At 62.3% G+C, this 24286-nt stretch carries 23 protein-coding genes; 8 read left to right on the forward strand and 15 right to left on the reverse strand.

Going from position 1 to position 24286, the window contains the following annotated elements; all coding sequences use genetic code 11:
* The first annotated feature begins 21 nt into the window (after positions 1-21).
* The 7 genes from queF (at position 22) to I6L39_RS01395 (ending at position 9113) form a co-directional block, all read left to right on the forward strand.
* The gene (gene queF, locus I6L39_RS01365) at positions 22-870 is read left to right on the forward strand and encodes an NADPH-dependent 7-cyano-7-deazaguanine reductase QueF (RefSeq protein WP_216990818.1); all 849 of its coding nucleotides are present in this window, start codon (positions 22-24) and stop codon (positions 868-870) included.
* A 115-nt stretch (positions 871-985) separates the two neighbouring features.
* The gene (locus I6L39_RS01370) at positions 986-3256 is read left to right on the forward strand and encodes a hypothetical protein (protein ID WP_216990819.1); all 2271 of its coding nucleotides are present in this window, start codon (positions 986-988) and stop codon (positions 3254-3256) included.
* Positions 3257-3341: 85 nt separating this feature from the next.
* Positions 3342-4943 (forward strand): GGDEF domain-containing protein, encoded by a 1602-nt coding sequence (locus I6L39_RS01375; protein WP_216990820.1) that lies wholly within the window; start codon positions 3342-3344, stop codon positions 4941-4943.
* Positions 4944-5100: 157 nt separating this feature from the next.
* Positions 5101-6456, forward strand: coding sequence for a nucleotide 5'-monophosphate nucleosidase PpnN (gene ppnN, locus I6L39_RS01380; protein ID WP_216990821.1), 1356 nt, complete (start codon positions 5101-5103; stop codon positions 6454-6456).
* Positions 6457-6590: 134 nt separating this feature from the next.
* A complete protein-coding gene (gene xni / locus I6L39_RS01385) occupies positions 6591-7400 on the forward strand; it encodes a flap endonuclease Xni (protein ID WP_216990822.1) in 810 nt (269 codons plus the stop codon).
* A gap of 142 nt (positions 7401-7542) precedes the next feature.
* Complete coding sequence (locus tag I6L39_RS01390) at positions 7543-8550, forward strand: isocitrate dehydrogenase (RefSeq protein ID WP_216990823.1); 1008 nt, start codon at positions 7543-7545, stop codon at positions 8548-8550.
* Positions 8551-8669: 119 nt separating this feature from the next.
* Positions 8670-9113, forward strand: a complete 444-nt coding sequence (locus I6L39_RS01395; protein WP_042074763.1) for a hypothetical protein — start codon at positions 8670-8672, stop codon at positions 9111-9113.
* Positions 9114-9241: 128 nt separating this feature from the next.
* Here the strand turns inward: I6L39_RS01395 and rlmM are convergent, their stop codons facing one another.
* The 6 genes from rlmM to dinB all read right to left on the reverse strand — a co-directional run bounded on the left by rlmM (position 9242) and on the right by dinB (position 15849).
* Positions 9242-10336: a 23S rRNA (cytidine(2498)-2'-O)-methyltransferase RlmM gene (gene rlmM, locus I6L39_RS01400; protein WP_216990824.1), complete on the reverse strand. Its 1095-nt coding sequence runs from the start codon at positions 10334-10336 to the stop codon at positions 9242-9244.
* The gene (locus tag I6L39_RS01405; protein WP_216990825.1) at positions 10329-10715 is read right to left on the reverse strand and encodes a DUF423 domain-containing protein; all 387 of its coding nucleotides are present in this window, start codon (positions 10713-10715) and stop codon (positions 10329-10331) included. Before I6L39_RS01405 ends, rlmM begins: the two co-directional genes overlap by 8 nt.
* 24 nt (positions 10716-10739) lie before the next feature.
* Positions 10740-11387, reverse strand: coding sequence for an alpha/beta fold hydrolase (locus I6L39_RS01410; RefSeq protein ID WP_216990826.1), 648 nt, complete (start codon positions 11385-11387; stop codon positions 10740-10742).
* On the reverse strand, positions 11380-12300 hold the full coding sequence (locus I6L39_RS01415) for a transcriptional regulator GcvA (protein WP_202211517.1): 921 nt from the start codon (positions 12298-12300) through the stop codon (positions 11380-11382). The genes I6L39_RS01410 and I6L39_RS01415 overlap by 8 nt, the downstream gene beginning before the upstream one ends.
* Positions 12301-12594: 294 nt before the next feature.
* Positions 12595-14730, reverse strand: a complete 2136-nt coding sequence (locus I6L39_RS01420) for a methyl-accepting chemotaxis protein (RefSeq protein WP_216990827.1) — start codon at positions 14728-14730, stop codon at positions 12595-12597.
* 66 nt (positions 14731-14796) lie between these two features.
* On the reverse strand, positions 14797-15849 hold the full coding sequence (dinB, locus tag I6L39_RS01425) for a DNA polymerase IV (RefSeq protein ID WP_209793924.1): 1053 nt from the start codon (positions 15847-15849) through the stop codon (positions 14797-14799).
* A gap of 124 nt (positions 15850-15973) precedes the next feature.
* Between dinB and I6L39_RS01430 the strand changes: the two genes are divergently transcribed.
* Positions 15974-16180, forward strand: coding sequence for a hypothetical protein (locus I6L39_RS01430; RefSeq protein WP_216990828.1), 207 nt, complete (start codon positions 15974-15976; stop codon positions 16178-16180).
* A 79-nt stretch (positions 16181-16259) separates the two neighbouring features.
* Here the strand turns inward: I6L39_RS01430 and nqrM are convergent, their stop codons facing one another.
* From nqrM to I6L39_RS01475, 9 genes are all read right to left on the reverse strand, one after another.
* Positions 16260-16484 carry a (Na+)-NQR maturation NqrM gene (gene nqrM / locus I6L39_RS01435; protein ID WP_042074776.1) on the reverse strand — a complete coding sequence of 75 codons (225 nt, stop codon included), beginning with the start codon at positions 16482-16484 and terminating at the stop codon, positions 16260-16262.
* Positions 16485-16495: 11 nt separating this feature from the next.
* The gene (locus tag I6L39_RS01440; protein WP_202211520.1) at positions 16496-17533 is read right to left on the reverse strand and encodes an FAD:protein FMN transferase; all 1038 of its coding nucleotides are present in this window, start codon (positions 17531-17533) and stop codon (positions 16496-16498) included.
* A 3-nt stretch (positions 17534-17536) separates the two neighbouring features.
* Entirely contained in the window at positions 17537-18760 is a 1224-nt protein-coding gene (gene nqrF / locus I6L39_RS01445; RefSeq protein WP_042074778.1) for an NADH:ubiquinone reductase (Na(+)-transporting) subunit F, read from the reverse strand.
* A gap of 17 nt (positions 18761-18777) precedes the next feature.
* Positions 18778-19374 (reverse strand): NADH:ubiquinone reductase (Na(+)-transporting) subunit E, encoded by a 597-nt coding sequence (gene nqrE, locus I6L39_RS01450; RefSeq protein WP_005303538.1) that lies wholly within the window; start codon positions 19372-19374, stop codon positions 18778-18780.
* A 3-nt stretch (positions 19375-19377) separates the two neighbouring features.
* Positions 19378-20010, reverse strand: a complete 633-nt coding sequence (locus I6L39_RS01455) for an NADH:ubiquinone reductase (Na(+)-transporting) subunit D (protein ID WP_005303545.1) — start codon at positions 20008-20010, stop codon at positions 19378-19380.
* A complete protein-coding gene (locus I6L39_RS01460; RefSeq protein WP_042074780.1) occupies positions 20003-20791 on the reverse strand; it encodes a Na(+)-translocating NADH-quinone reductase subunit C in 789 nt (262 codons plus the stop codon). The genes I6L39_RS01455 and I6L39_RS01460 overlap by 8 nt, the downstream gene beginning before the upstream one ends.
* Entirely contained in the window at positions 20781-22010 is a 1230-nt protein-coding gene (locus I6L39_RS01465) for an NADH:ubiquinone reductase (Na(+)-transporting) subunit B (RefSeq protein ID WP_209793926.1), read from the reverse strand. Before I6L39_RS01465 ends, I6L39_RS01460 begins: the two co-directional genes overlap by 11 nt.
* 3 nt (positions 22011-22013) lie before the next feature.
* On the reverse strand, positions 22014-23357 hold the full coding sequence (locus tag I6L39_RS01470; protein WP_216990829.1) for a Na(+)-translocating NADH-quinone reductase subunit A: 1344 nt from the start codon (positions 23355-23357) through the stop codon (positions 22014-22016).
* A 417-nt stretch (positions 23358-23774) separates the two neighbouring features.
* Complete coding sequence (locus tag I6L39_RS01475) at positions 23775-24083, reverse strand: BolA family transcriptional regulator (protein WP_216991738.1); 309 nt, start codon at positions 24081-24083, stop codon at positions 23775-23777.
* Positions 24084-24286: the final 203 nt, after the last annotated feature.

Below are 24286 nucleotides of genomic sequence, written 5' to 3' on the forward strand. Positions count from 1 at the left end.
GACAAGCGTGAGCAAACCAGCATGAGCAAACAAGAGAGATACGCCGGCGCCAGTGCGCTGCAGGGCCTGAGCCTGGGGCAGCAGTCCGCCTACATCAGCCAGTACACCCCGAGTCTGCTGCAACCTGTGCCACGCAGCCTGAACCGCGACGATCTGGGCCTTGGCGAGACCCTGCCGTTCGAGGGCTGCGACGTCTGGACCCTGTACGAACTCTCCTGGCTCAATGCCAAGGGCAAGCCTGTGGTCGCCCTCGGCGAGGTGGCCGTGCCCGCCGCCAGCCCGAACCTCATCGAATCAAAATCCTTCAAGCTCTACCTCAACTCCTTCAACCAGACGCGCTGCGACTCCCTGGAGGCGGTACAGGCGCTGCTGGTTCAGGATCTGAGCGCCTGTGCCGGCGCCCCCGTGAGCGTCACCCTCTTTACCCTCGATGAGGCCCCCCACCAGATAGTGCAGCTGCCCGGTGAATGCATCGACGATCTGGATATCGAGGTGGACGGCTACGAGTTTGACGAGACCCTGTTGCAAGGGGCCGCCGGCACCGAGATCGTGGAGGAGACCCTGCACAGCCACCTGCTCAAGTCCAACTGCCTGGTCACCAGCCAGCCGGACTGGGGTTCCGTGGTGATCCGCTATCGCGGCCCGCGCCTCGACCGGGAGAGGCTCTTGCGCTACCTCATCTCGTTCCGCCAGCACAACGAGTTCCACGAGCAGTGCATCGAGCGCATCTTCACCGATCTCAAGCACTTCTGCGCCCCGACACAGCTGACCGTCCACGCCCGCTACACCCGCCGCGGCGGACTGGACATCAACCCCTTCCGCAGCGACTGGGAGCCGGTTCCCGCGAATCTGCGCCTCATCCGCCAGTAAGCCGGACACTCGGGTTCCGACACATCCGGCCCATCACGCATCTCATCAATGAACTCTGGACGGGCGGGGGTGGGCTTGGATAACATGCCTGCACCTCCGTGCCGTCCTTAATCCAATGAATCAACTGTTTTTTCTGGCAATGATGATGTCCTCCCTGTCGGCTCCGGATCTGGATCTGGCGAAGGAGCAGTTGTCCATCGATCTGCAGCAGGCCCAGACCCTGGTGCTGACCGATCCCGCCAGATGTGTCCAGATCGCCACCGCCTTTCTGGAACGCACGGCCAGCAACCCCAAGCAGATCATCAGCAATCACCAGGAGTACGGTTATCGGGAGCCCATGCTGAACTACGGCTCCGCCACCCAGACCACTGGGGCCTACCTGCTCAAGGGAGAGTGCCTGCAGCAGCTGGGGCAATTCAAACCGGCCCAGGAGTCCTTCGCGAAGGGCATCGCCATGGCCGAGAAGGAGCAGCAGTTCGAGCTGCACGCCCATGGCCTCTACCTCCAGATCCGCAGCCAGACCCTGCAGCTGCACGCCCACGGTGCCGGCGCCGCCCAGCTCGACAAGCTGGACAAGCTGCTCGCCAGCCCCCCGCTCAAAGAGAGCCAGTTGCAGGTCTACGCCCGTCTGCTGCATGTCAACGCCAGCATGGAAGTGCGGCAGTTCGATCTGGCCAAACGCCAGCTGGCGGAGGCGCGCCAGTGGGCCGAGCAGGCCAAGAACCCCCTGGCCAGGGCCTGGACCAGCGCCGTGGGGGGCGATCTCTATCAGGCCCTGGGCCAGCCCCAGCTCGCCCTCGGGGAGTATATCGATGCCCAGCAGCAGGCCAGGGATCTGCAGGATCCCCTGTTCCTCGGCCTGCTCTCCAACCAGATGGTCAGCCTCTATCAGGCGGAACAGGAGCCACAGAAGGCGCTGCAATACGCCAACGAGGCGGCCAATTACTTCCATGCCCTCGGCAACCCCTCCCTGCTCAGCGACGCCCTGATCGTGCTCGCCCGTCTCAACCGCGATCTGGGGGAGATGAACATGGCGCTGGTCTATTTCTTCAATGCCCTGGATCTGCTGGACGAGAACAGCAACCGCATCCGCATCGCCCACCTCAAGTTCGAGATTGGCAAGACCTATCTGCAGACCGGCAACCTGAACCTGGCCCGCAACTACCTGAATGCCGCGCGCCAGTCCCACGAGCTGGGGGACGACAAGGAGTCCCTGATCGATACCCTGCTGCTGCTCGGGGATCTCCACCTCAAGCAGCAGGAGGCGGGGATCGCCATCCTGCAGCTGGAGAACGCCCTGACCCTGGCGAACCGGATTGGCGACATCCGGCGCCAGCTGGAGATCTTCCGCCTGCTCTCCATCGCCTACGAGCAGAAGGGCTACCTGCAGCAGGCCCTCGAGAGCTACAAGAATTTTCATCAGCGCAGCGAGCTGGTGCGCCAGCAGCAGATCGCGCTGGAGCAGGAGGCGGTGCGCGACAACTATGCCCAGGTGGAGCGGGCCCAGCAGGTCAAGGAGCTGGAGCAGCAGCTCGACCAGAGCCAGCACCAGCAGGAGCGCTACCTCTGGTCCAGCGTCAGCACCGGGCTGCTGCTGGCGCTCTTCATCTACCTGTTCTTCACCCTCTGGCTCAAGCTGAGGGTCGCCCGCCTGAATGCCAAGCAGCTGGGGGAAGCCCTGCTGGTGGAACCGCGCAGCGGCCTGGCCAACTGGCAGCGGCTGATGAGCCGCTGGCCGAGGGAGATGGCCAAGCGCCAGCAGAAGTCCGAGCGCTGGTACCTGAGCGAGCGCCCCACCAGCGAGTTTGACGACAAGCTGCACTACCTGCTGTTCCGGGTGCCCTTCCTGGTCAACAGCCTGGAGCAGCATGGCTATCAGGTCAGCCGCGAGATTGAGCAGGCCTTCGGCCAGTACGTCGCCAAACTGACCCCGAAGGATGGCCGCATCTACGACCTGCGCGAGGGACATCTGCTCTATGTGGTGCCCCAGCGCCACGTGGCCCAGCTGCACCAGCTGGCGCAGGAGCTGCTGGACACCCTGGCCGCCTTCCCCTGCGAACACCCGCTGGACAGGCACATCAGCCTCGGCATCGTCAGCCACCCCTTCCTGCCCAAGGCGGCCATGGCGCTCGACCACCACGGCCTGTTCGACCTCTGCTACCTGGCGCTGTCGGGGGCCATGCAGCTCAGCGACAAATACCAGCAAAACGTCTGGCTCGAACTCGCAGCCATCGACTGCCAGCAGGCCGCATTTTTTAATGGGGATGTGTGGCAATGCTGCTTGATGGCAATTGACAAGGGACTGGTAAAAGTAAATTCTTCTCATGAAAAGCAATGGGTTAACTGGCTTGCTCTTTCACGGACGAAAGCGCCGGACCATGCGTGACAAAAAGGTACTCAACGGGGTCTTTCATTGGCTGACTGTTGCTGGACGATACAAAAACGATAATGACAACAGGGCGACCTGAACAATGAATGATATGGCTGCCGTAACCGGACAACTGGCAAGACTCAGGGAATCCCTCCAGCAAAAACAGCAGGAACTCGATGGCATGGCCACGTTCTCCGAAACCGAACGTGCCCGCAGCATCCAGTTCATCGGCAAGCTGATGCAGGCCTGCCGTGGCCACGATCGCGAGCTGGACAACCGGCTGGCCAAGCTCAAGCAGAAGCTGGACGGCTCCCCCCCGCTCACCTCCATCGATGCCGAACTCGCCGCCATCGAGAAGCTGTTGCAGCAGCACAGCCACGCCATGGAGGAGTCCATCAGCCTGACCCGGGCCGCCATCGATCTGGGCAGCAAGCAGCTCAAGACCATCAAGGGCTTCCCGGAAGAGACCCGGCGAGCGCTCAAGGAGTTTCTCGCCAGCCCGGAGAGCTACGGCATCGGGGATCACCAAAAGAAGGTGATCCGCCTGCTGGAGTTCTACCAGCAGGCCATCAAGATCCAGCTGCTGCCACGCCAGCCGCTGATCCCGCCTTCGGCGGAGATCCCCACCGAGCTCTCCAGTCCGTCCCCTTCAAATTCATTCGATGTCAAGGCGCACGCCCAGATCTCCGATGAGTTGCAGCGCCTCATCACAGAGCTGGATTTTGCCGGCGCCGTGGGCGAGAGCCTGGCCGACATCCGCCGCCAGTTGCTCGGGGGCATCACCCCTGCCCTGCTGGCCGAAGTCTGCCTGCAGATCATCGAGCTCATCATCGAAGGCACCCGGGAGGAGCGCAAAGCCTCCCAGGCCTTCCTCAGCACCCTGAACGAGAGCCTCTCCGCGGTCCATTTCAGCTTCACCGAGACCCTGGACGAGGGGCGCGCCCTGCAGGATGCCGCCCACCTCAGCGGCCAGGCGCTGGAACGGGAACTGGCCGCCATCGATCGGGCCCTGATCACCCATGACTCCCCCGCACGGCTCAAGGGAGCCATCGGCGGTCACCTGGACACCATCCGCCGCCTGCAGCAGGAACGGGAGGAGATGGTCAGCCGCGAACGCCATCTGCTCACCCACCTCTCCAACATGGAAGCCAAGCTGCGGCTGATGAAGGAGGAAACGGCCGAGTACAAGAAGCGGCTCACCATCCAGAAGCACAAGCTGTTCCTCGACAGCCTGACCCAGGTGCACAACCGGGCGGCCCTCGACGAACGGCTGGAACTCGAATACAAGCGCTGGCTGCGGTACGGCACCCCGCTGTGCCTGGCCATCATCGACATCGATCACTTCAAACACATCAACGACAACTACGGCCACATGGCCGGCGACAAGGCCCTGAAAGTGGTGGCCAAGGCCCTGCAGAACGCCTTGCGCGACACCGACTTCATCGCCCGCTTCGGCGGGGAGGAGTTCGTGGTATTGCTGCCGAACATCAACCCGGACAAGTACCAGAAGCCCCTGGAGAACCTGCGCCAGACGGTCAAGAGCATCCCGTTCCGCTTCCGCGATGCCAGGGTCGAGATCACCATCTCCATCGGGGCCACCCTGTTCCGCCCGGGCGACCATACCACGGACGTCTTCGAGCGCGCCGACAAGGCGCTCTACAGCTCCAAGCACTCGGGCCGGGATCAGGTCAATCTCGCCTGAATCCGGACTTGACCACGGCTAAAAAACCGGCAAACGCACTTTCCCCCTATTCCCCTGCCCACCCCCTTGCCTCTACTATCGAACCGAGGGATGCCAAGGCATCCCGTTTTCTCCCCAGGGAAAGCACAACGATAACAAGCGAGTGAAAGGGGAAATTATGATTACACACATCAATCCCGTGGGCAGCATGGACCTGCTGTCCCAGCTCGAGGTGGATCGCCTCAAGCAGACCGCCTCCAGCGATATCTATCAACTGTTTCGCAACTGCTCGCTGGCGGTGCTCAACTCCGGCAGCCACACAGACAGTTCCAAAGAGATACTGGAACGCTTCAAGTCCTTCGATATTCACGTGATCCGGCGCGAGCGCGGGGTCAAGCTCGAGCTGTTCAACGCCCCCGAGCACGCCTTCGTCGATGGCGAGATCATCCGCGGCATCCAGGAGCACCTCTTCTCCGTGCTGCGGGACATCCTCTATGTGTCGACCCAGCTCGAGTCCAACCGACTGGTCAACCTGACCAGCTCCACCCACATCTCCAACGTGGTGTTCGCCATCCTGCGCAACGCCAAGGCGATCCTGCCCGGCGCCGACCCCAACCTGGTGGTCTGCTGGGGCGGCCACTCCATCAACGAGGTGGAGTACCAGTACACCCGCGCGGTGGGGAGCGAGCTGGGGCTGCGGGAGCTCAACATCTGCACCGGCTGCGGCCCGGGTGCCATGGAGGGCCCCATGAAGGGAGCAGCCGTCGGCCACGCCAAGCAGCGGGTGCGCAACGGCCGCTACATCGGCCTGACCGAACCCTCCATCATCGCCGCCGAGCCGCCGAACCCCATCGTCAACGAACTGGTGATCCTGCCGGACATCGAGAAGCGGCTGGAGGCCTTCGTGCGCCTGGGCCACGGCATCATCATCTTCCCGGGCGGGGTGGGCACCGCCGAGGAACTGCTCTACCTGCTCGGCATCATGATGCACCCGGCCAACGAGCGCCAACCCATCCCCATAGTGCTAACCGGCCCCAAGGAGAGCGCCGACTACTTCCGCGCCATCGACGACTTCGTCAAGGCGACCCTGGGGGAAACCGCCACCAGCCTCTACCGGATCATCATCGGCGATGCGCCCGAGGTGGCCCGCGTCATGAAGGAGGCGATGCCGAAGATCCGCGAGTATCGCAAGTCGGTGGGGGATGCCTACTCCTTCAACTGGTCATTGCGGATAGAGCCGGAGTTCCAGCTACCGTTCGAACCGGATCACGCCAGCATGGCCAGCCTGGATCTGCACCGCAACCAGCCGCCCCAGCTGCTGGCGGCCAACCTGCGCCGCGCCTTCTCCGGCATCGTCGCCGGCAACGTCAAGGAAGGGGGCATCCGGGCCATCGAGAAGAAGGGCCCCTTCAAGCTGCACGGCGACAAGGAGCTGATGCACCTGATGGACAGGCTGCTGGAGAGCTTCGTCAGGCAGCAGCGCATGAAGCTGCCGGGCAGCCAGTACATCCCCTGCTACGAAATCGTGAAATGAGGGGCATGCCCCCGAGTGACCCAAGGGGCCGACAGGCCCCTTCTTCGCATCTTGCCGTCACGCCCCTTCAGGGTTAGCAAGGCGTTCATCCCTTGTTACAATGGGCCGTCCCGACCGCCAAGAGTGCCCCTTCCATGCCAAATCTCAGGCCGCACCTGCTTATCATCGATGCCCTCAACCTGATCCGCCGGCTGCACGCGGTCCAGGCCCAGCAGGGGCTGATTCCGGCCCAGGCCCTGATCGCCACCCGCGCCAACCTCATCAACACCAGCAAGAAGCTGCTGGCCAACAGCGAGCCGACCCATGCCATCGCGGTATTCGACGGCGAGGTGCACAGCTGGCGCAAGGAGATCTATCCGGCCTACAAGGAGGGGCGAACCCCCATGCCCCAGGAGCTGAGAGAGGGGCTCGCCGGGCTGCAGGATGCCTTCTGGGAGTGCGGCGTCGATGCCCTGCTCTCCCAGACCGACGAGGCGGACGATCTCATCGCCACCCTGGCCGACGGCATGGCCAGGCGCGGGGCGCGGGCCACCATCATCTCCACCGACAAGGGGTTCTGCCAGCTCATCTGCCCGCAGATCCGGGTACGGGACTACTTCAACAAGCGCTGGCTGGATGCCGCCTTCGTCCAGCAGCAGTACGGTGTTGCGCCGTCGCAGCTGGTGGACTTCTGGGCCCTGACCGGGATAGGCGGCTCCAACATCAAAGGGGTGCCGGGCATAGGTCCCAAGACCGCCACCCAGTTGCTGCAGCAATACGGGACCCTGGCCGCCCTGCTCGATGCCTGCGAGCAGGAGAGCGCGGCCAAACCCCTGCTCAAGCTGCGCCAGCACAGGAATGACGCCCTGCTGGCCCAGCGGCTGGTACGGCTGCAGCTGGACATTCCCCTCGGCTTCAACCTCAGGGAGATCCGCTACCCGCCCGCACAGGGAGCAGGGGCCTGATCACCAGCACACCCTTCCCCCAGACAGGCCGTACCTGTTGACATAAATGGGATATATGTAAAGAAACATGGAGAAAGTGGTGCAAAAATGGTATAAAACCGCCGAATCCTCCCCCTCTGTTCCCTAGAAGTGGATACGTCTCATGTCAAAAAGAAAAATTACCGTCATCCCGGGCGACGGCATAGGCCCCAGCATCATCGAATCCGCCATCCAGATCCTGACCCACGCGGGGTGTGATTTCGACTACGAATATGCAGACGCAGGCCTGGTCGCGCTGGAGAAACACGGCGAGCTGCTGCCCCAAGCCACGCTGGATCTCATCGAGAAGAACAAGGTCACCCTGAAGGGCCCGCTCACCACCCCGGTCGGCGGCGGCTTTACCTCCATCAACGTCTCCCTGCGCAAGAAGTTCAACCTCTACGCCAACGTGCGCCCCGTGCTCTCCTTCAAGGGCACCAGGAGCCGCTACGACAACATCGACATCATCACGGTGCGCGAGAACACCGAGGGCATGTACTCGGGCGCGGGCCAGAAGCGCAGCGATGACAACCAGAGCGCCGAGGCGATGAGCATCATCACCCGGGAAGGGGCCGAGCGCATCGTCACCTTCGCCTTCGAGCTGGCGCGTCAGGAAGGGCGCAAGAAGGTCACCATCATCCACAAGGCCAACATCCTCAAGTCCACCTCCGGCCTGTTCCTGGAAGTGGCCCGCCAGGTGGCCGCCCGCTACCCGGACATCCAGAACGAGGAGATGATCGTCGACGCCGCCTGCATGAACCTGGTGATGTACCCGGAGCGGTTCGATGTCATGGTCACCACCAACCTGTTCGGCGACATCCTCTCGGATCTGTGCGCCGGTCTGGTAGGGGGCTTAGGCATGGCGCCGGGCGCCAACATAGGTGAAGGGGCCGCCATCTTCGAAGCGGTGCACGGCTCTGCGCCGGACATCGCCGGCAAGAACATCGCCAACCCCACCTCGGTGATCCTCGCCTCCATCCAGATGCTGGAGTACCTGGGCATGCAGGACAAGGCGGAGCGCATTCGCGAGGCCGTGCGCTCGACCATCGAGTCCGGCGATCGGGTGACCCGGGACCTGGGGGGCTCCGCCTCCACCAGCGAATTCACCCAGGCCATCATAGATCGTCTGTGAATCCTGTCTAACCGATTGATCTAAAAAGGGAGCTTAGGCTCCCTTCATTTCATGCCGGATCCCCCTACCTCCCTCGTCAGATGAATACTATGTTCATATGGAGGATAAGGAGATCCACCATGCGTGCTACTTTCATCTTGCTGATCGTCAGCAGCAGTGCCCTGGCCCTGGACAGGCCCATCGACAATGCCTGGCTGACAAAACCTCCCCAGCACGAGCCGCCTGCCAAGCAGGTCTGGACGTCGAACCTGGATACCAACGACCTGCTCAAGGCCCCCAAACCCCTCTCCTTCGGCCTGGACATCGTGACCGACAGCAACGGCAACAGCCAGGTGACCCCCTATCAGAAACTGAACCTGACCGCCGAGAAGAGCGTGAGCCTCTCCTTCGAGAAGCACAAACCCAGGATCAAGTTCAACGCCGGGGGACTCAACACCGCGGTCAAGCTGCGCGGAGACGGCGTCAAGATGCAGTTCACCCCGACCGACAAGAGCATCCCCCTGCAGGTGGAGATCAAGGTCACGGACGACGAATCCAAGGTTACCTTCGACTACCGTTTCTAACGGGGTCAGGGAACAAAAAACCGGACGGGTTACCCCGTCCGGTTTTTTTTTGCCATCACTCTTGCCATCACTATGGTCGTGATCGTCCGATTACGCCTCGCCAATCGAACTGGCTTTCTGACCGGCGATCAGGTCTTGGGCGACAGTTTGGAGACCCAGAACTTGTTGTAGACGTGTACCGTGATCTCTTCCCGATCGTGGTAGAGCTGCTTGGCCTGGATCACGAAGCCGTTGTCGATCTCCCTGAGCAGCTCCCGCAGCACCTCGATGTTGTGCACCGCCTCGGCGTAGCGCTTCTTCATCGGCAGCTTGAGGTTGAACATGGCCTCCTGGCAGTTGTTCTCCCGGAACCAGTCGGCGATCATGTGGGTCACCCGCGCCGGCTTGTCCACCATGTCGCACACCAGCCAGTAGGTGTTCTTCTTGCTCGGACGCCAGACAAAGCCGTCGTCGCGGATGTGCTTGACCTGACCGGTATCCATCAGGGACTGCGCCATCATGCCGTTGTCCACCGCGGTCACCATCATGCCGCGACGCACCAGCTGATAGGTCCAGCCCCCCGGGCAGGCGCCGAGATCCACCGCCTTCAGGCCGGAGCACAGGCGCAAGTCCCACTCTTCCCGCGGCACGAAGACGTAGAAGGCCTCTTCCAGCTTGAGGCTGGAGCGGCTCGGCGCATCCGCCGGGAAGCGCAGGCGCGGGATCCCCATGTGGAACGCGGAGTTGTTGAAGGAGTAGGAGTAACCCAGCATCAGGTGATCGTTGGCCAGGAAGAAGGCGTGGAACACCGGACGGTGGGGCGTCTCCTTCTTAGTCAGGATCTCGTTGCCGCGCAAGGCCTGGCGCAGGGGCACGGTGAACTTGCGGCAGAAGGCGGAGAGCTCCTTCGCCTCGTTGGTGTCGGCCGTCTCCACCCGCAGATCGCCGCAGATGGCGTAGCCCCGGGTCGCCTCGACGATGGGAGTGACCCGATCGGAGAGATCCAGCTCCTTCAGCTCGTGGGTCACCACCAGCATCTGGCGGATGAAGATGAGCTCCCGGAACGGCAGCTTGCGGGCCAGCAGGTCGGCCTGCTCCTCGTCATACAGCTCGAAGAGCACGTAACCGCTGTCGTCCTTGACCCGGGCGAAACCGTAGCACTGCATGTTGCTGGCACGCTCGGTGATCTCTGCCGCCGCCTCTTTCTCAAAACCCGGGCGGCAATAAAGCAGCAGATTATTCATTCTTTCCTCCAAGACGACAGCCGGCCCATATCAGAGCCGCCCATCCCAACATAAAACAGAGGCCACCGGCCGGGGTGATGAGCCCCAGCCCCTTGCTGCCAAGCAGCACCATGGCGTAAATACTGCCGGAGAATCCCAGGATCCCCAGCAAAAAGGCCGTGCCTGCGAAGGTAATCACCTTGCCGCGCACGCCGCAGAGCCCCAGCACCATCAGGGCCAGGGCGTGGAAAAACTGATACTGCACCGCGGTGTTGAACGCCGCCAGCAGCGCGGGGGCGATACCGGTCGCCGCCAGCCCGTGGGCGCCATAGGCTCCCAGTATGGTGGCCGTCAGGCCGAAGAAGCCCGCCAGCACCAGCCAATGTCGATGGATCTGCATCTTTTCTCCTTGCATTCGCGCCCCTCAGGCGTGCGCCAGCCTGTCGGCGACAAAGGCCCGGATCCGCTCCGCCGCCTCCCGCAGGTTCTCCTGCTCGCTCACACCACTCGCCTTTCTCGGTTTGAAACCATGATCCCCGTCGGTCAGCCAGTGGACCGATACGGCGGGTGAGAAGGGGAAGTCGGCCAGCTCGGCGCGGCTGCCGAAGGTATCGCGCTCCCCCTGCAGCAGCAGGGTGGGCGTCGTGATCTGCTTGAGCACCTCGCCCCGCCAGCTATCGGGCTTGGCCGGGGGGTGGAAAGGATACCCGAGAACGATCAATCCTGCAGCATCCATCTCGTCCCCACCGTCCTGATAGAGTTCTGCCGCCATGCGCCCGCCCATGGACTTGCCCGCCAGAAACAGCCGGGGATGGGCAAAATCCTTCACCACCTGGCGCCAGTGGGCGAGCAGCACCGGCTGCCGGTCCGGCGGCCTGCGCTTGCCGTCCTGGGCCCGCTTGCTCATGTAGGGGAAATTGAAGCGCACCACTTCGATGTCCGGCCCGGCCAGCAGAGCCGAGAGCCGGGCGAGGAAGTCGTGCTCCATGCCGGCACCCGCGCCGTGGGCCAGCAGAATGCGAACGGGGGCGTCGTGCGCCCCCTCCCGGATCACGTCCAGCGCCTCAGCCATCGGCGAGCCGGGCCCGGCGACGGGCCTCCTCCTGCTCCACCAGCTCCAGCATCCAGTCGCGGAAGGCCACTATCTTGCCCTGATCGGACTGCTGCTCCTGGCACACCAGGTAGAAGGCATTCTTGCTCACCAGCACCTGCTCGAACGGGCAGATGAGGCGCCCCGCCTCGATCTCCGGCTGGGCCAGCACGCTGTGGCCCAGCGCCACCCCCTGACCGTGGATCGCCGCCTGGATCACCATGGTGGAGTGGCTGAAGATGGGCCCCTGGTTGACGTTTGGCGCGTCGATGTCGAGCTGGCGGAACCAGGCCTTCCAGTCGCGTCGGGAGGTGTCGTGCAGCAGGGTGTGCCGGATCAGATCCTCCGGGGTGCGCAGGGGCTTGGGGCCGCTCAGCAAGAGCGGCGAACACACCGGGATCAGGTACTCGGTGTGCAGCTTGTCAGAGCGCAGCCCAGGCCAGTTGCCGCGACCGTAGTAGATGGCCACGTCCACGTCGTCGGTGAGCGAGCCCTCGTCCATGTCCACCGCCTTGATCCGCACGTCGATGTCCGGGTGGCGCTCGCTGAACTTCACCAGCCTGGGCACCAGCCACTGGATGGCGAAACTCGGCTGCAGGGAGACGGTGAGCGCCCCCTTGGCGCTGCGCGCCAGCAGCTTGTCGGTCGCCTCCGAGATGGAGGCGAAGATGTCCTTGATGTCGAGGAAGTAGCTCTGCCCCTCCTCGGTCAACAGCAGGGAGCGGTTCTTGCGGCGAAACAGCTTGATGCCGAGGTACTCCTCCAGCGCCTTTATCTGGTGGCTGATGGCGGCCTGGGTCACGAACAGCTCTTCTGCTGCGCGGGTAAAGCTCAAGTGACGAGCCGCGGCTTCAAACGCCTTCAGTGCATTGAGCGGAGGTAAACGACGAGACATGGGATCGGCCGACGATGAATTTTTCTAATGGGGCGCATTATAAATTGTCGGTTGCGGGTCGACCAGTGAATAAACATAATTCGCCCTGCAATTCGTTGTCATATGGCTCACACCTTCTCTTCCATGTTGGTTTACATGTGGTTTTTGTGGGTGGGCTGACAAAGATTGTGGTGTTGTGTTTCTTCCTCTGCGGGAAGAAGGGGCTAAATCAGGTCGATTTAACCCAGTCTGTCATCTGAATGTGTTTGGCGCCTCCCCTGGATGGCGCCTTTTTTCTTATCCCTGTACGCGTCACTACACCCGGAACTGCCCCACCAGTTGCTGCTGCTTGTCCGCCAGTTGCGACAGCTCCCGTCCGTTATCGGCGGAGCTGGCCGCCTCGGCCCGGATGCTGTGGCTCACGTCGCGGATGTTGCTGACGTTGCGGTTGATCTCGTCCGCCACTCCGCTCTGCTCCTGCGCCGCCCTCGCGATCTGCTCGTTCATCTGGTGGATGGTGCCGACCGACTGGATGATCTGCTCCAGCACGCTGACCGACAGATCCACCTTGCCGAGGGTCACGTCCGCCTGGCTGTGGCCGGTCAGGATCGCCTTCACCACCGCCCCGGTGCCGGACTGCAGCTCGGTGATCAGCGTCTGGATCTCGACGATGGCGTTCTGGGTGCGGCCCGCCAGATTGCGCACCTCGTCCGCCACCACGGCGAACCCGCGCCCCTGCTCGCCGGCCCGCGCCGCCTCGATGGCGGCGTTGAGCGCCAGCAGGTTGGTCTGTTCGGCTATTCCCTGGATCACCACCAGGATGTCGTTGATGTTGTCGCTGTTGGCGGCCAAATGCTCCACCACCGGCTTGGCGTCGCTGATCACCGTCATCAGCCTGGACATGGCCTCCTGTGTCTGCGCCACCACGGACTTGCCCTCCTGGGCCGCCATGTCCGCCTGATTGGCCGCACTCACCGCCGAGTTCGCGTTGCCGGCCACCTGCAGGGCGGTGGCGCTCAGCTCCTCGAACGCCGTCGCCACCAGGTCCACCTCCTGATACTGGGCCTGCATGCCGGCACTGGTCCGGGCAGCTCCCTGGGCCGCCAGGGCCGCGCTGGCCCGGGTACCCGAGACGGTGTCGATCACCTGGCTGATGGTGGATTGCAGCTTGTCCAGGAAGTTGTTGAACCACTTGGCCAGCTCGCCTATCTCGTCGTCCCGCTGCAGCACGATACGCTGGGTCAGATCCCCCTCGCCGCTGGCGATGTCCTTGAGACGAGCCACCACGGTCCGGATGGGCGCGACGATGCGCTGCGCCATCAGCCAGATGCAGAACAGGGCGATCACCGAGATCCCTCCACCGATCAGCAGCTGGGCGGCCACGCTGTGCTGGGCCTGCTCCTCAAGCTGCCCCTGCAGTTGCAGGGCGGAGGCGAGCACCACGGCGCGGGGCAGCTCGATGTAGATGCCCCACTTGCGATCCGTGCCGCGCATGCTGACCGGCACGAAGGTCTGCAACAGGGCGCCGTCCGGGCTCCAACGGGTGGCCACGTCCCCCTTGGCGAGCCAGCCGTCGAGATCCTGCGCCAACGGCGATTGCGCCAGGCGGTTGCCAGGGGCGACCTGGAATCCCTCCACACCGGCGACCCGTCCCTCGTGGCTGAGCAGCAGCACCTTGCCCTGCCCCCCGTAGAGGGTCTTGTCCATCTCCTCCACCAGGCTCTGCAGGGTGGCTAGGGAGATGTCGACCCCGACCATGCCGAGCAGATTGCCCTCCTCCAGCAGGGGAGCCGTCACCGAGGTCATCAGCACCGACTTGCCCCCCACCTCGTCCACATAGGGTTCGAGCAGGCAGAGGGCCTTGCTGCGAATGCTGCAGCTGTACCAGTCGTTCTCCAGGCCGCCGTGCTCTGACGGTTTGTCATTGGCCAGCATGGCCTCGTCCATCACCTCCAGGGTCACCTTGCCATCGACCCTGGCCCAGTAGCTGGAGAAACGTCCCTTGTCGTTGGCCCCGAGCGCGGTCGAGCCCTGATAGTTGGCGTCTTCGCCGTCGAGCTGGTTCGGCTCGAACACCCCGTAGACCCCGATCAGGTTGGCGGAAGACTCCGCCGCATCCTGCAACTGCTGGTTGACCGCATTGCGCAGCGCCTCGGAGTGGACGAAGTTGTCGGCCGCATTCTTGCGCTGGAACAATATGCCTTCGGCCAGCAGGGTGGCCCTGAAATAGGCTTCGTCGAGGTAGCTGGTGACCCGGGCCGCCTGGGTGGCCCCCATGGCCTGCATCCAGTTTTCTGCCGCGTGCTGCCCCTCCAGCGTGGTGGAGGTGAGCACCTGCTCCTGCATGCGGGCCGCGTTGAAGAGGGAAGAGGCGACCAGGGCGGCGGCACTGGCCAACAGGCAACAACCGGCGATCAGGGTGATCCGTCCCTGAACAGAAAAAGCACTCATGTATGATTTCCTGACTTCTACAGAGGTAGACACTGTATCGGATTTGGAAACAAAAACTTAACTAAATCAACTCAGATCCAGGCTCAGTTGGTTGATTTCATCGCTGCCGGGCAGACCGACCACCAGGCCGAGCAGACGAATGGGCTTTCCTTGAGCCCGTTGCAGGCCCTCGTGCAGCAGATCGTGGAAGCGGGTCGCCTGATAGCTGCCCTTGCGATAGACGGTGGTCTGGTGAAAGTCGGCGAATTTCAGCTTGATCCCCTGCCCCATCAGCGCCTCGGCGGGGCAGGACTTCGCGAAACGCAGCTCCAGCTCGGGAATGAGCCGGCTGAGCACTTCCCAGCAGGCCGCCTCGTCCAGCACGTCGCTGGCCAGGGTCGTCTCCACGCCGACCGTCTTGCGCACCCGCTGGGGCTGCACCGGCTGCTCGTCGTGACCCCAGATCCGCCCGGCCAGCATCTCCCCGAGCTTGCCGAAACGAGCGATCAGCTCCTCGTTGCCGAGCTGGCGCGCATCCTCGCAGGAGTAGAGGCCTTGCGACTCCAGCCGCTCCGCCGTCTTGCGCCCGACCCCGGGCAGCTTGGCCAAAGGCAGCTGGCGCACGAACTCGTCCACCTCCCGGGGGTGGATGACGAACAGACCGTCCGGCTTGCGCTGCTCGGAGGCGAGCTTGGCCAGGAACTTGTTCGGCGCCACCCCGGCGGAGGCGGTCAACCCCAGCTCGGTCAGAATGGCGGCACGGATCTCCATCGCCATCAGGGTGGCGCTGCCGCCGCAGTGGGGGCTGTCGGTGACGTCGAGGTAGGCCTCATCCAGCGACAGGGGCTCCACCCGCTCGGTATAGCGCAGGAAGATGGCGCGCAACTGGCGGGAGGTCTCCTTGTAGACGGCCATCCGCCCGGGGATGAGCACCAGCGGCGGGCAGAGCTTCCTGGCCAAGGCGCTCGGCATGGCGGATCGCACCCCGAAGCGGCGCGCCACATAGTTGCAGGTGGAGATGACGCCGCGCCTGTCCGCCGAGCCGCCGATGGCGAGCGGCACCTCCCGCAGGGCCGGGTTGTCCCGCATCTCCACCGCCGCGAAGAAGCAGTCCATGTCGATGTGAATGATCTTGCGCATATCACTGTACAAATAAACAGTTAACTGAGCCCATGCTACCCCAGCCCTGTCATTTCTGCCAGTCACGCAGGGCCGCCAGGGAGATAGACTCCCGAGGCAAGATGGGATCTAGGGGAGAAGAGAGATGAGAGCAATCTGGCTTGGGCTCTGCCTGCTGCCACTGCTGGGCACGGCAAAGGATTACCCGACCGCCGAGTGCAGCTGGCTGTTCGAGCGCATCGAGATACTGGAGAAGGCCATCAAACAGGGGGACGAACTGGGCACCAGGGAGGAGCTGGCAAAGCGAAAGAAAGAGTTCAAGCTCAAGGCGTGCAGCCAATACGACTACTGAGTCCATACCACATAAAAAAGCGAGCCGACCCGGGTCGGCTCGTTTGCATGCCTGGTGCCTGCCGGTGCAGGCAACAGCGTCAGAGGATGCGGTTCTCCTCCAGCATCTTGCGACGGGCCTCTTCCTTGGCCATCTTCTTCTTGCGGTTGTCGCAGGGCTCGGGGCAGTCGCACTCCTTCTCGATGCCTATGGTGCCAAGGCCGCCACAGGAGCCGGAGATGCTCTTCTTCTGGAAGATGTAGCCGATGGCCATGGCCACCACCACCGCCAGAAACACCCCGAAGGTGATCAGAAAAATCTGCATGTCATTACCCCTTACTTCTTGACCAGATAGGGTTTGAAGGCCTCCGAGTAGGTCTCCTCGAAGCCGTCGTCCGTCTTGGTGATCACGAAGATCGCCAGGCCCCGCTCCTTGGCATAGGCCAAGCTCTTCTCCGGGCCCATGACGGTCAGCGCCGTGGCCAGCCCGTCCGCCGTCATGCAGGAGGGGTGGATCACGGTCACCGACACCATGCGATGCTGGATAGGCTTGCCCGTCAGCGGATCTATGGTGTGGGAGAAGCGCTTGCCGTCCATCTCGTAGTAGTTGCGATAGTCCCCCGAGGTGGCCACGCCATTGTCGCCCGGCACTATCACCTCCTGCACCGAGCCGGCATTGAGGGTCGGCTTCTCGATGGCCACCCGCCAGGGATGCCCCTTGCCGTTGACCCCGTTGATGCGCAGCTCGCCGCCGATCTCCACCAGGTAGTTGCGCGCCCCCAAGGATTCCAGATATTCGGCCACCTTGTCCACCCCGAAGCCCTTGGCGATGGCGGAGAGGTCCACGTAGAGATCCGGGATGTCCTTCTGCAGGGTGTCCGCGTCTACCGAGGTGATCACGTGCAGATTGCCGAGCCCGGTCTTCTGACGGGTCTGGCTGATCAGCTCGTCGGACGGCACCTTGGTCGGCTTGGCATCCGGGCCAAAGCCCCACAGATTGACCAGGGGGCCCACGGTCACGTCCAGCGCGCCGCGGCTCTCGCGGCCGATGTGTATGGCCTCGGTCACCACCCGTGCGGTGTCGCGGGAGACCACCACCGGGGTATTGTCCCTGTGCTGGTTGAAGCGCGACAACTCGGAATCGGGTCTGTAGGTGGACATCTGATCGTTGACCCGCTCCAGCAGGACGTCGACCTCCGCCTGCAACTTGGCCCCATCCTTGACGGCGTCATCCGCCACCTTGATGGAGTAGTAGGTCCCCATGGTGCTGCCGGTGATGTGGATCTCCGGCTTGGATTGGACCGTTTCCTGACCGCACCCCGTCAAGAAAAAGGCTAGCCCGAAGGCTAGCCAGGTCTTTACAACGCTGTGCATGGATCAACCACCGAAGTCATCCAGCAGGATGTTTTCGTCTTCAACGCCGAGATTTTTCAGCATGTTGATGACGGCCGCGTTCATCACGGGAGGCCCGCACATGTAGAACTCGCAATCTTCCGGCGCCTCGTGGTTCTTGAGGTAGTTCTCATAGAGCACGTTGTGGATGAAGCCGGTATAGCCGTCCCAGTTGTCTTCCGGTTGCGGATCCGACAGGGCGACGTGCCACTGGAAGTTGTCGTTCTCGGCCGCCAGCATGTCGAAGTCCTCGACATAGAACATCTCGCGCTTGGAACGGGCACCGTACCAGAAGCTCATCTTGCGCTTGGTCTTCAGACGGCGCAGCTGGTCGAAGATGTGGGAGCGCATCGGCGCCATGCCCGCACCACCGCCGATGAACACCATCTCGGCGTCGGTGTCCTTGGCGAAGAACTCGCCGAACGGACCGGAGATGGTCACCTTGTCCCCCGCCTTCAGGCTGAAGATGTAGGAGGACATCTGGCCGGGAGGAGCGGTCCAGTTGCTGGGCGGCGGGGTCGCGATCCGCACGTTCAGCATGATGATGCCGAACTCTTCCGGATAGTTCGCCATGGAGTAGGCACGGATGATCGGCTCGTTGACCTTGGACTCCAGCTCGAAGATCTTGAAACGATCCCAGTCGCCGCGATACTCCTCGGGAATGTCGAAGTTCTTGTACTGCACGTGGTGGGCAGGGGCTTCGATCTGGATATAACCACCGGCGCGGAACGGCACGCTCTCCCCATCCGGGATCTGCAGCTTGAGCTCCTTGATGAAGGTGGCCTTGTTGTCATTGGAGATGACGGTACAGTCCCACTTCTTCACGCCGAAGATCTCTTCCGGCAGCTCGATGTCCATGTCGGAGCGCACGGTGACCTGGCAGGCCAGACGCTCGCCGTGACGGGCTTCGCCCTTGCTGATGTGATCCAGCTCGGTCGGCAGGATGTCGCCGCCGCCGGATTTCACCCGCACCTTGCACTGACCACAGGAGCCGCCGCCGCCGCAGGCGGAGGAAACGAAGATACCGCTGCCGGCCAGCACACCGAGCAGCTTGCCACCCGCCGGGCTGGTCACAGCCTTGGCCGGGTCGCCGTTGATGCTGATTGTCACGTCACCGGCGGTCACCAGCTTGGACTTGGCGAACAGAATGACTGCCACCAAGGCCAGCAGGATCACGGTGAACATGACCACACCCAAAATAATTTCCATCTATATTTCCTTTCCGATTACAGGGAAATACCAGAGAAGGACATGAAGCCCAGCGCCATCAGACCCGCGGTGATGAAGGTGATGCCGAGGCCGCGCAGGCCTTCCGGAACATCGGAATACTTCATCTTCTCGCGGATCCCCGCCATCGCGACGATGGCCAGCATCCAGCCTGCACCCGATCCCACGCCATAGACCACGGACTCCACGAAGTTGTAGTCACGCTGCACCATGAAGGAGACGCCGCCGAAGATGGCGCAGTTCACGGTGATGAGCGGCAGGAAGATACCGAGGGCGTTGTAGAGGGCCGGGAAATACTTGTCCAGCGCCATCTCCAGGATCTGCACCAGGGCCGCGATCACCCCGATGAAGGTGATGAAGCTCAGGAAGCTGAGATCCAGACCGGACACCAGGGCGCCGTCTTTGAGCACGTAGTTGTAGATCAGGTTGTTGGCCGGGACGGCCACGGTCTGAACCACGATAACGGCGATCCCCAGGCCCATGGCGGTCTTGACCTTCTTGGACACCGCCAGGAAGGTACACATCCCCAGGAAGAAGGAGAGCGCCAGGTTCTCGATGAAGATCGAGCGAATCAACAGACTGATATAGTGTTCCATACCTTAATCCTTCGCCTCCACCTGCTTGGGATCCTTGGTGCGCACGCCCCAGATGATCAGACCAATGATGAAGAACGCACTCGGCGGCAGCAGCAGCAGGCCGTTGGGCACATACCAGCCACCATTGTTCACCAGCGGCAGCAGCTCGATGCCGAACCAGGTGCCGGAACCCAGGATCTCGCGCACTGTGGCCACGGTCAGCAGCACGGCGCCATAACCCAGACCGTTGCCGATGCCGTCCAGGAAGGAGGGCAGCGGGGCACTCTTCATGGCGTAGGCTTCGGCACGGCCCATCACGATACAGTTGGTGATGATGAGGCCGACGAATACCGACAGTTGCTTAGAGATGTCGTAGGCATACGCCTTGAGCACCTGGTCAACCACGATAACCAGGGACGCGATCACCGCCATCTGGGCGATGATCCGCACGCTGTTCGGGATCTGGTTGCGGATCAGGGAGATGAACAGGTTCGAGAAGGCGGTGACCGCGGTCACGGCCAGCGTCATCACGAACGCCGTCTTCATCTGGCTGGTAACGGCCAGCGCGGAACAGACCCCCAGCACCTGCAGTGCGATGGGGTTGTTGCCGAGCACAGGCGTCAACAGCAACTTTTTCATTTCGCTCTTGTCAGCCATTGTTGATTTCTCCTGCACGTACCTTGGCCAGGAAGGGACCGAAGGCCTTGGGGCCCATCCAGAAGTCGAAGGTGTGCTGTACACCATTGCCGGTCAGGGTTGCACCAGACAGGCCGTCGATTTCATGCTCGGAGCCAGCCGGAGCATGGCCCTTGATCACCCGCAGCGCCGGCTGGCCATCCTGATCGAACAGCTTCTTGCCGACGAACAGCTCGCGCCAGGCCGGATTCTCGATCTCGCCGCCCAGACCCGGGGTCTCGCCGTGGTCATAGTAGGTGATGCCCTTGATGGTCTGGCCGTCGGCCGCGACCGCCACGAAGGCATACATGGTGGACCACAGACCCTGGCCGTAGATCGGCAGGATGATGTTGTCGACCTTGCCTTCGGCGTCTTTCGCGAAGAACACGGGGACCAGCTTGGAGATTTGACGCAGGCCGGCCTTGTCGTCGGCCGGGGCCAGACGAATGCTCTTGGCCGGGTCTTTCGCCGCCAGCTTGGTGTCGAAGTTGTCGGCATCGCCGTCGACGAACTCGCCGGTGGCCAGATCGACCAGACGCGCCTCAATCTTGTCGCCATACAGCTTGGCCAGGTCGCGCTTGGCCACGGCGCTGATGTCGACGCCGGCGACGGACAGGATGTTGCTTTGCTTGTCCAGCGCCTTGTTTTCCAGCTGGGCCGGACGCAGACCCACGGCGGCCACGGAGACCACGATGGAGCAGACCAGACACAGACCGGTCACTACGGCGAGAGTGCCGGTAGTAGAGTCTTTATTAAACGCCACGTGCGATCCTCCGCTTGATGTTCGCCTGCGCCACGAAATGGTCAAACAGGGGGGCAAACAGGTTGGCAAACAGAATGGCCAGCATCATGCCTTCCGGGAACGCGGGGTTCACGACCCGGATCAGCACCACCATCACCCCGATCAGGGCGCCGTACCACCACTTGCCCTTGTTAGTGAAGGCAGCGGAGACGGGGTCGGTCGCCATGAAGGCCATGCCGAACGCGAAGCCACCCAGCACCAGGTGCCAGTGCCACGGCATGTTGAACATGGGGTTGGTATCGGAGCCGATGACGTTGAACAGCAGGGAGGTCGCTACCATGCCCACCATGACGCCGGCGATGATGCGCCAGGAGGCGATGCGCATGTAGACGATCATGGCCGCGCCGATGAGGATCATCAGGGTGGAGACTTCACCGATGGAACCCGGCAGGTTGCCGAGGAAGGCGTCCATCCAGCTGATGGCCTCGCCGGTGGCACCGTTGATCAGCGCCATCTGGCCACCCTGTGCCCACTGGCTCAGCGCGGTGGCGCCGGAGAAGCCGTCGACGGCGACCCAGACCGCATCACCGGAGATCTGACCCGGGTAGGCGAAGAACAGGAAGGCACGACCCGCCAGCGCCGGGTTCAGGAAGTTCTTGCCGGTACCACCGAACACTTCCTTCGCCAGCACCACACCGAAGGTGATACCCAGGGCGGCTTGCCACAGGGGCAGCTCGGGCGGCACGATCAGGGCGAACAGGATGGAGGTCACGAAGAAGCCTTCGTTGATCTCGTGCTTGCGCACCATGGCGAACAGCACTTCCCAGAAACCACCGACGATGAAGACGGTGATGTAGATCGGGAAGAAGTGCGCCGCACCGATCAGCATCTTGCTGCCGATGCCGGCCACGGCCGGATCCAGCGAGGCACCGAACAGGGTAGCCAGGGCGTATTGCCAGGAATCGGCACCGGCTGCCGTGCCCAGGTGGGCGATGGCGGCGATGGCCTGGTTGCCGACGTTGTACATGCCCCAGAACATGGCCGGGAACACGGCCAGCCACACCATGATCATCATGCGCTTCAGATCGATGGCGTCACGGACGTGGGCGGCATTGCGGGTCACGGAACCCGGGGTATAAAACAGGGTGTACGCCGCTTCGAACAGGGCATAGTACTTGGCGTACTTGCCACCCGGCTCGAAGTGATGTTCCATATTTTCAAGAAGTTGCTTGAAACTCATCGCTTAACCTTCCAGTTCTATCTTGGTCAGGCACTCACGCAAGACCGGGCCGTACTCTGTCTTGCCGGGGCAGACGAAGGTACAGAGCGCCAGATCTTCCTCATCCAGCTCCAGGCAGCCGAGCGCCTGCGCGCTGTCGGTATCGCCGGAGATCAGATCCCGCAGCAGCAGGGTCGGCAGGATGTCGAGCGGCATCACGCGCTCATAGTTGCCGATAGGCACCATGGAGCGATCACTACCGTTGGTGGTGGTAGTGAAATTGATGAGTTTGCCCTTCATCAGATGAGAGAGGGTGGTACGGGTGATGGAGAACTTGCTGGCACTGGGTTTGACCCAGCCCAAGAACTCCTTCTCGCGACCTTCGCCCAGCACGCTCACCTGGTTGTGGAAGCGACCCAGGTAGTCATGGACCCCTTCGGCCTTGGCACCGCTCAGCAGGGAACCGGAGATGACGCGGTTTTCATCGGCGCGCAGCTCGTTGTTGGTGAGCTGGCTGAGGCAGGCTCCGAGGCGGGTGCGCAGCAGACGCGGCTTGAGCACGTTCGGGCCGGCCAGGGAGATCACCTTGTCGGTGAAGATCTGGCCGGAGGTGAACAGCTTGCCGTAGGCGATCACGTCCTGGTAGTTGATGTGCCACTGCACCTTGTTGGCACCGACCGGATCCAGGAAGTGGATATGGGTGCCCGGCAGACCGGCGGGGTGCGGGCCGACGAACACAGCTTCCTTGACCTGGGCCAGGGAGGAGTGCGGCAGGCTGCCTTCGCCCTTGCAGACGTGGATGGTGCCGTCGGTCAATCGGCTCAACACGGCCAGACCGTCGAGGAAGGCCTGGGCCTGTTCCTTGATGATCAGCTCCGCACTGGCGGCCAGCGGGTTGGTGTCCATGGCGGTGACGAAGATGGCGCGCGGGGCTGAGCCCAGGGCCGGCACCTTGCTGAACGGACGGGTACGCAATGCGGTCCATTGGCCCGATGCGACCAGGATCTCCTGCACCTTGCTGCGCTCGAGCTTGGGCAGCTCGGCGGAGGCAAAGTGCTCGAAGGTCACCTGCTCGTCAGAGCCATCGATGTCGATGACAACAGATTGCAGAACACGCTTGGCACCACGGTTGATCTCAGAAACCACACCGGTGGCAGGGGCCGTGAATTTAACGCCGGGATTCTTCTTATCTTCGAAGAGCTCCTGACCTTTAATGACGCGATCACCTACTTTGACAAACATAGTAGGACGCATCCCCACGAACTCTTCGCCGAGTGTAGCAACACGGGTGATGGCCGGGCCATCGTAGATTACTTGCTCCGGAGCACCCAGCACGGGGATGTCCAGTCCTCTTTTAATTGTAATCATACTCACTTGCACTACCGTTAAGGGAAGACAGGTTGGTTAGCGCCGAGAAATACATCACGACGAGTTGTTGAATGAGCCCGTCCATATCGCGACAAACTGTCGAGAAAACAAACAAATCAGCAACATACAGGATCATTCAAAAGCGCCTGAGTTTACCACCTTAGGCAAGTTTGCCGCCACGCCAAATGGGGAAAATCCCCGCCCTATCACAAAATTAACCTTCAATGAATATTTTCCCTCCGCCCCTACAACCCGTGGTTTTAAAGGATTTTTCGCAAAGCTAACCCCATAGGGGTACTTTTTGGGGTGTACGGAGAAGGATTAGAAAAAATAATCCTCCTCCAGCCCGCCTGGGACTATCCGTTCGTGATGATTCTGTTAATTGGTCGAGGATTGAGTAATCAAAAGGTCAATGACTCACGCAAAGGGGGATTTGCTGACACAGCCCGGCGTCTTGGGGGCCTGCTCCCGGGCCAGCCACTCGGCTTGTGTATAGGTATGCAACGCCAGCGCATGGATGGCGCCCGCCAGCTCCTCGGCCAGCACGGCATTGACCTGGCGATGGCGCCCCAGCAGGCGCTGCCCCTCAAACTCCTGGCTCACCACCACCACCTTGAAGTGGCTTTCAGACCCAGGTGCTACCCTGTGCATGTAGCTCTCGTTGATCACCTCCAGGTGGCTGGGGGAGAGGGCGGCGGCCAGCTTGGCCTCTATCTGCTGTTGCATGCTCACGGTGAAGACTCCTCGTCGAATGTCCGGCCATTAATGTCCCGCCATTGTAGCCAGGGTTGCCTGCCGGATGCATCAGGCGTGAGGGATTTGGCCATCCCCCGGTCGCACCGGGCTGGTGAATTTCTCCGTCGCCGCTAGAATAGCGCCACTTTCACCGCTGCCGGGCAATACGGGGCAGACGGTCGCCATTCATCAAC

Origin of the sequence: Aeromonas sp. FDAARGOS 1409, from assembly GCF_019048705.1 — a bacterium.
Lineage (GTDB): Bacteria > Pseudomonadota > Gammaproteobacteria > Enterobacterales > Aeromonadaceae > Aeromonas > Aeromonas sanarellii.

Coding starts and splice junctions, on each gene's coding strand:
- queF (WP_216990818.1), top strand. CDS start 22: ATGAGCAAACAAGAGAGATACGCCGGCGCCAGTGCGCTGCAGGGCCTG.
- I6L39_RS01370 (WP_216990819.1), top strand. CDS start 986: ATGAATCAACTGTTTTTTCTGGCAATGATGATGTCCTCCCTGTCGGCT.
- I6L39_RS01375 (WP_216990820.1), top strand. CDS start 3,342: ATGAATGATATGGCTGCCGTAACCGGACAACTGGCAAGACTCAGGGAA.
- ppnN (WP_216990821.1), top strand. CDS start 5,101: ATGATTACACACATCAATCCCGTGGGCAGCATGGACCTGCTGTCCCAG.
- xni (WP_216990822.1), top strand. CDS start 6,591: ATGCCAAATCTCAGGCCGCACCTGCTTATCATCGATGCCCTCAACCTG.
- I6L39_RS01390 (WP_216990823.1), top strand. CDS start 7,543: ATGTCAAAAAGAAAAATTACCGTCATCCCGGGCGACGGCATAGGCCCC.
- I6L39_RS01395 (WP_042074763.1), top strand. CDS start 8,670: ATGCGTGCTACTTTCATCTTGCTGATCGTCAGCAGCAGTGCCCTGGCC.
- rlmM (WP_216990824.1), bottom strand. CDS start 10,336: ATGAATAATCTGCTGCTTTATTGCCGCCCGGGTTTTGAGAAAGAGGCG.
- I6L39_RS01405 (WP_216990825.1), bottom strand. CDS start 10,715: ATGCAGATCCATCGACATTGGCTGGTGCTGGCGGGCTTCTTCGGCCTG.
- I6L39_RS01410 (WP_216990826.1), bottom strand. CDS start 11,387: ATGGCTGAGGCGCTGGACGTGATCCGGGAGGGGGCGCACGACGCCCCC.
- I6L39_RS01415 (WP_202211517.1), bottom strand. CDS start 12,300: ATGTCTCGTCGTTTACCTCCGCTCAATGCACTGAAGGCGTTTGAAGCC.
- I6L39_RS01420 (WP_216990827.1), bottom strand. CDS start 14,730: ATGAGTGCTTTTTCTGTTCAGGGACGGATCACCCTGATCGCCGGTTGT.
- dinB (WP_209793924.1), bottom strand. CDS start 15,849: ATGCGCAAGATCATTCACATCGACATGGACTGCTTCTTCGCGGCGGTG.
- I6L39_RS01430 (WP_216990828.1), top strand. CDS start 15,974: ATGAGAGCAATCTGGCTTGGGCTCTGCCTGCTGCCACTGCTGGGCACG.
- nqrM (WP_042074776.1), bottom strand. CDS start 16,484: ATGCAGATTTTTCTGATCACCTTCGGGGTGTTTCTGGCGGTGGTGGTG.
- I6L39_RS01440 (WP_202211520.1), bottom strand. CDS start 17,533: ATGCACAGCGTTGTAAAGACCTGGCTAGCCTTCGGGCTAGCCTTTTTC.
- nqrF (WP_042074778.1), bottom strand. CDS start 18,760: ATGGAAATTATTTTGGGTGTGGTCATGTTCACCGTGATCCTGCTGGCC.
- nqrE (WP_005303538.1), bottom strand. CDS start 19,374: ATGGAACACTATATCAGTCTGTTGATTCGCTCGATCTTCATCGAGAAC.
- I6L39_RS01455 (WP_005303545.1), bottom strand. CDS start 20,010: ATGGCTGACAAGAGCGAAATGAAAAAGTTGCTGTTGACGCCTGTGCTC.
- I6L39_RS01465 (WP_209793926.1), bottom strand. CDS start 22,010: ATGAGTTTCAAGCAACTTCTTGAAAATATGGAACATCACTTCGAGCCG.
- I6L39_RS01470 (WP_216990829.1), bottom strand. CDS start 23,357: ATGATTACAATTAAAAGAGGACTGGACATCCCCGTGCTGGGTGCTCCG.
- I6L39_RS01475 (WP_216991738.1), bottom strand. CDS start 24,083: ATGCAACAGCAGATAGAGGCCAAGCTGGCCGCCGCCCTCTCCCCCAGC.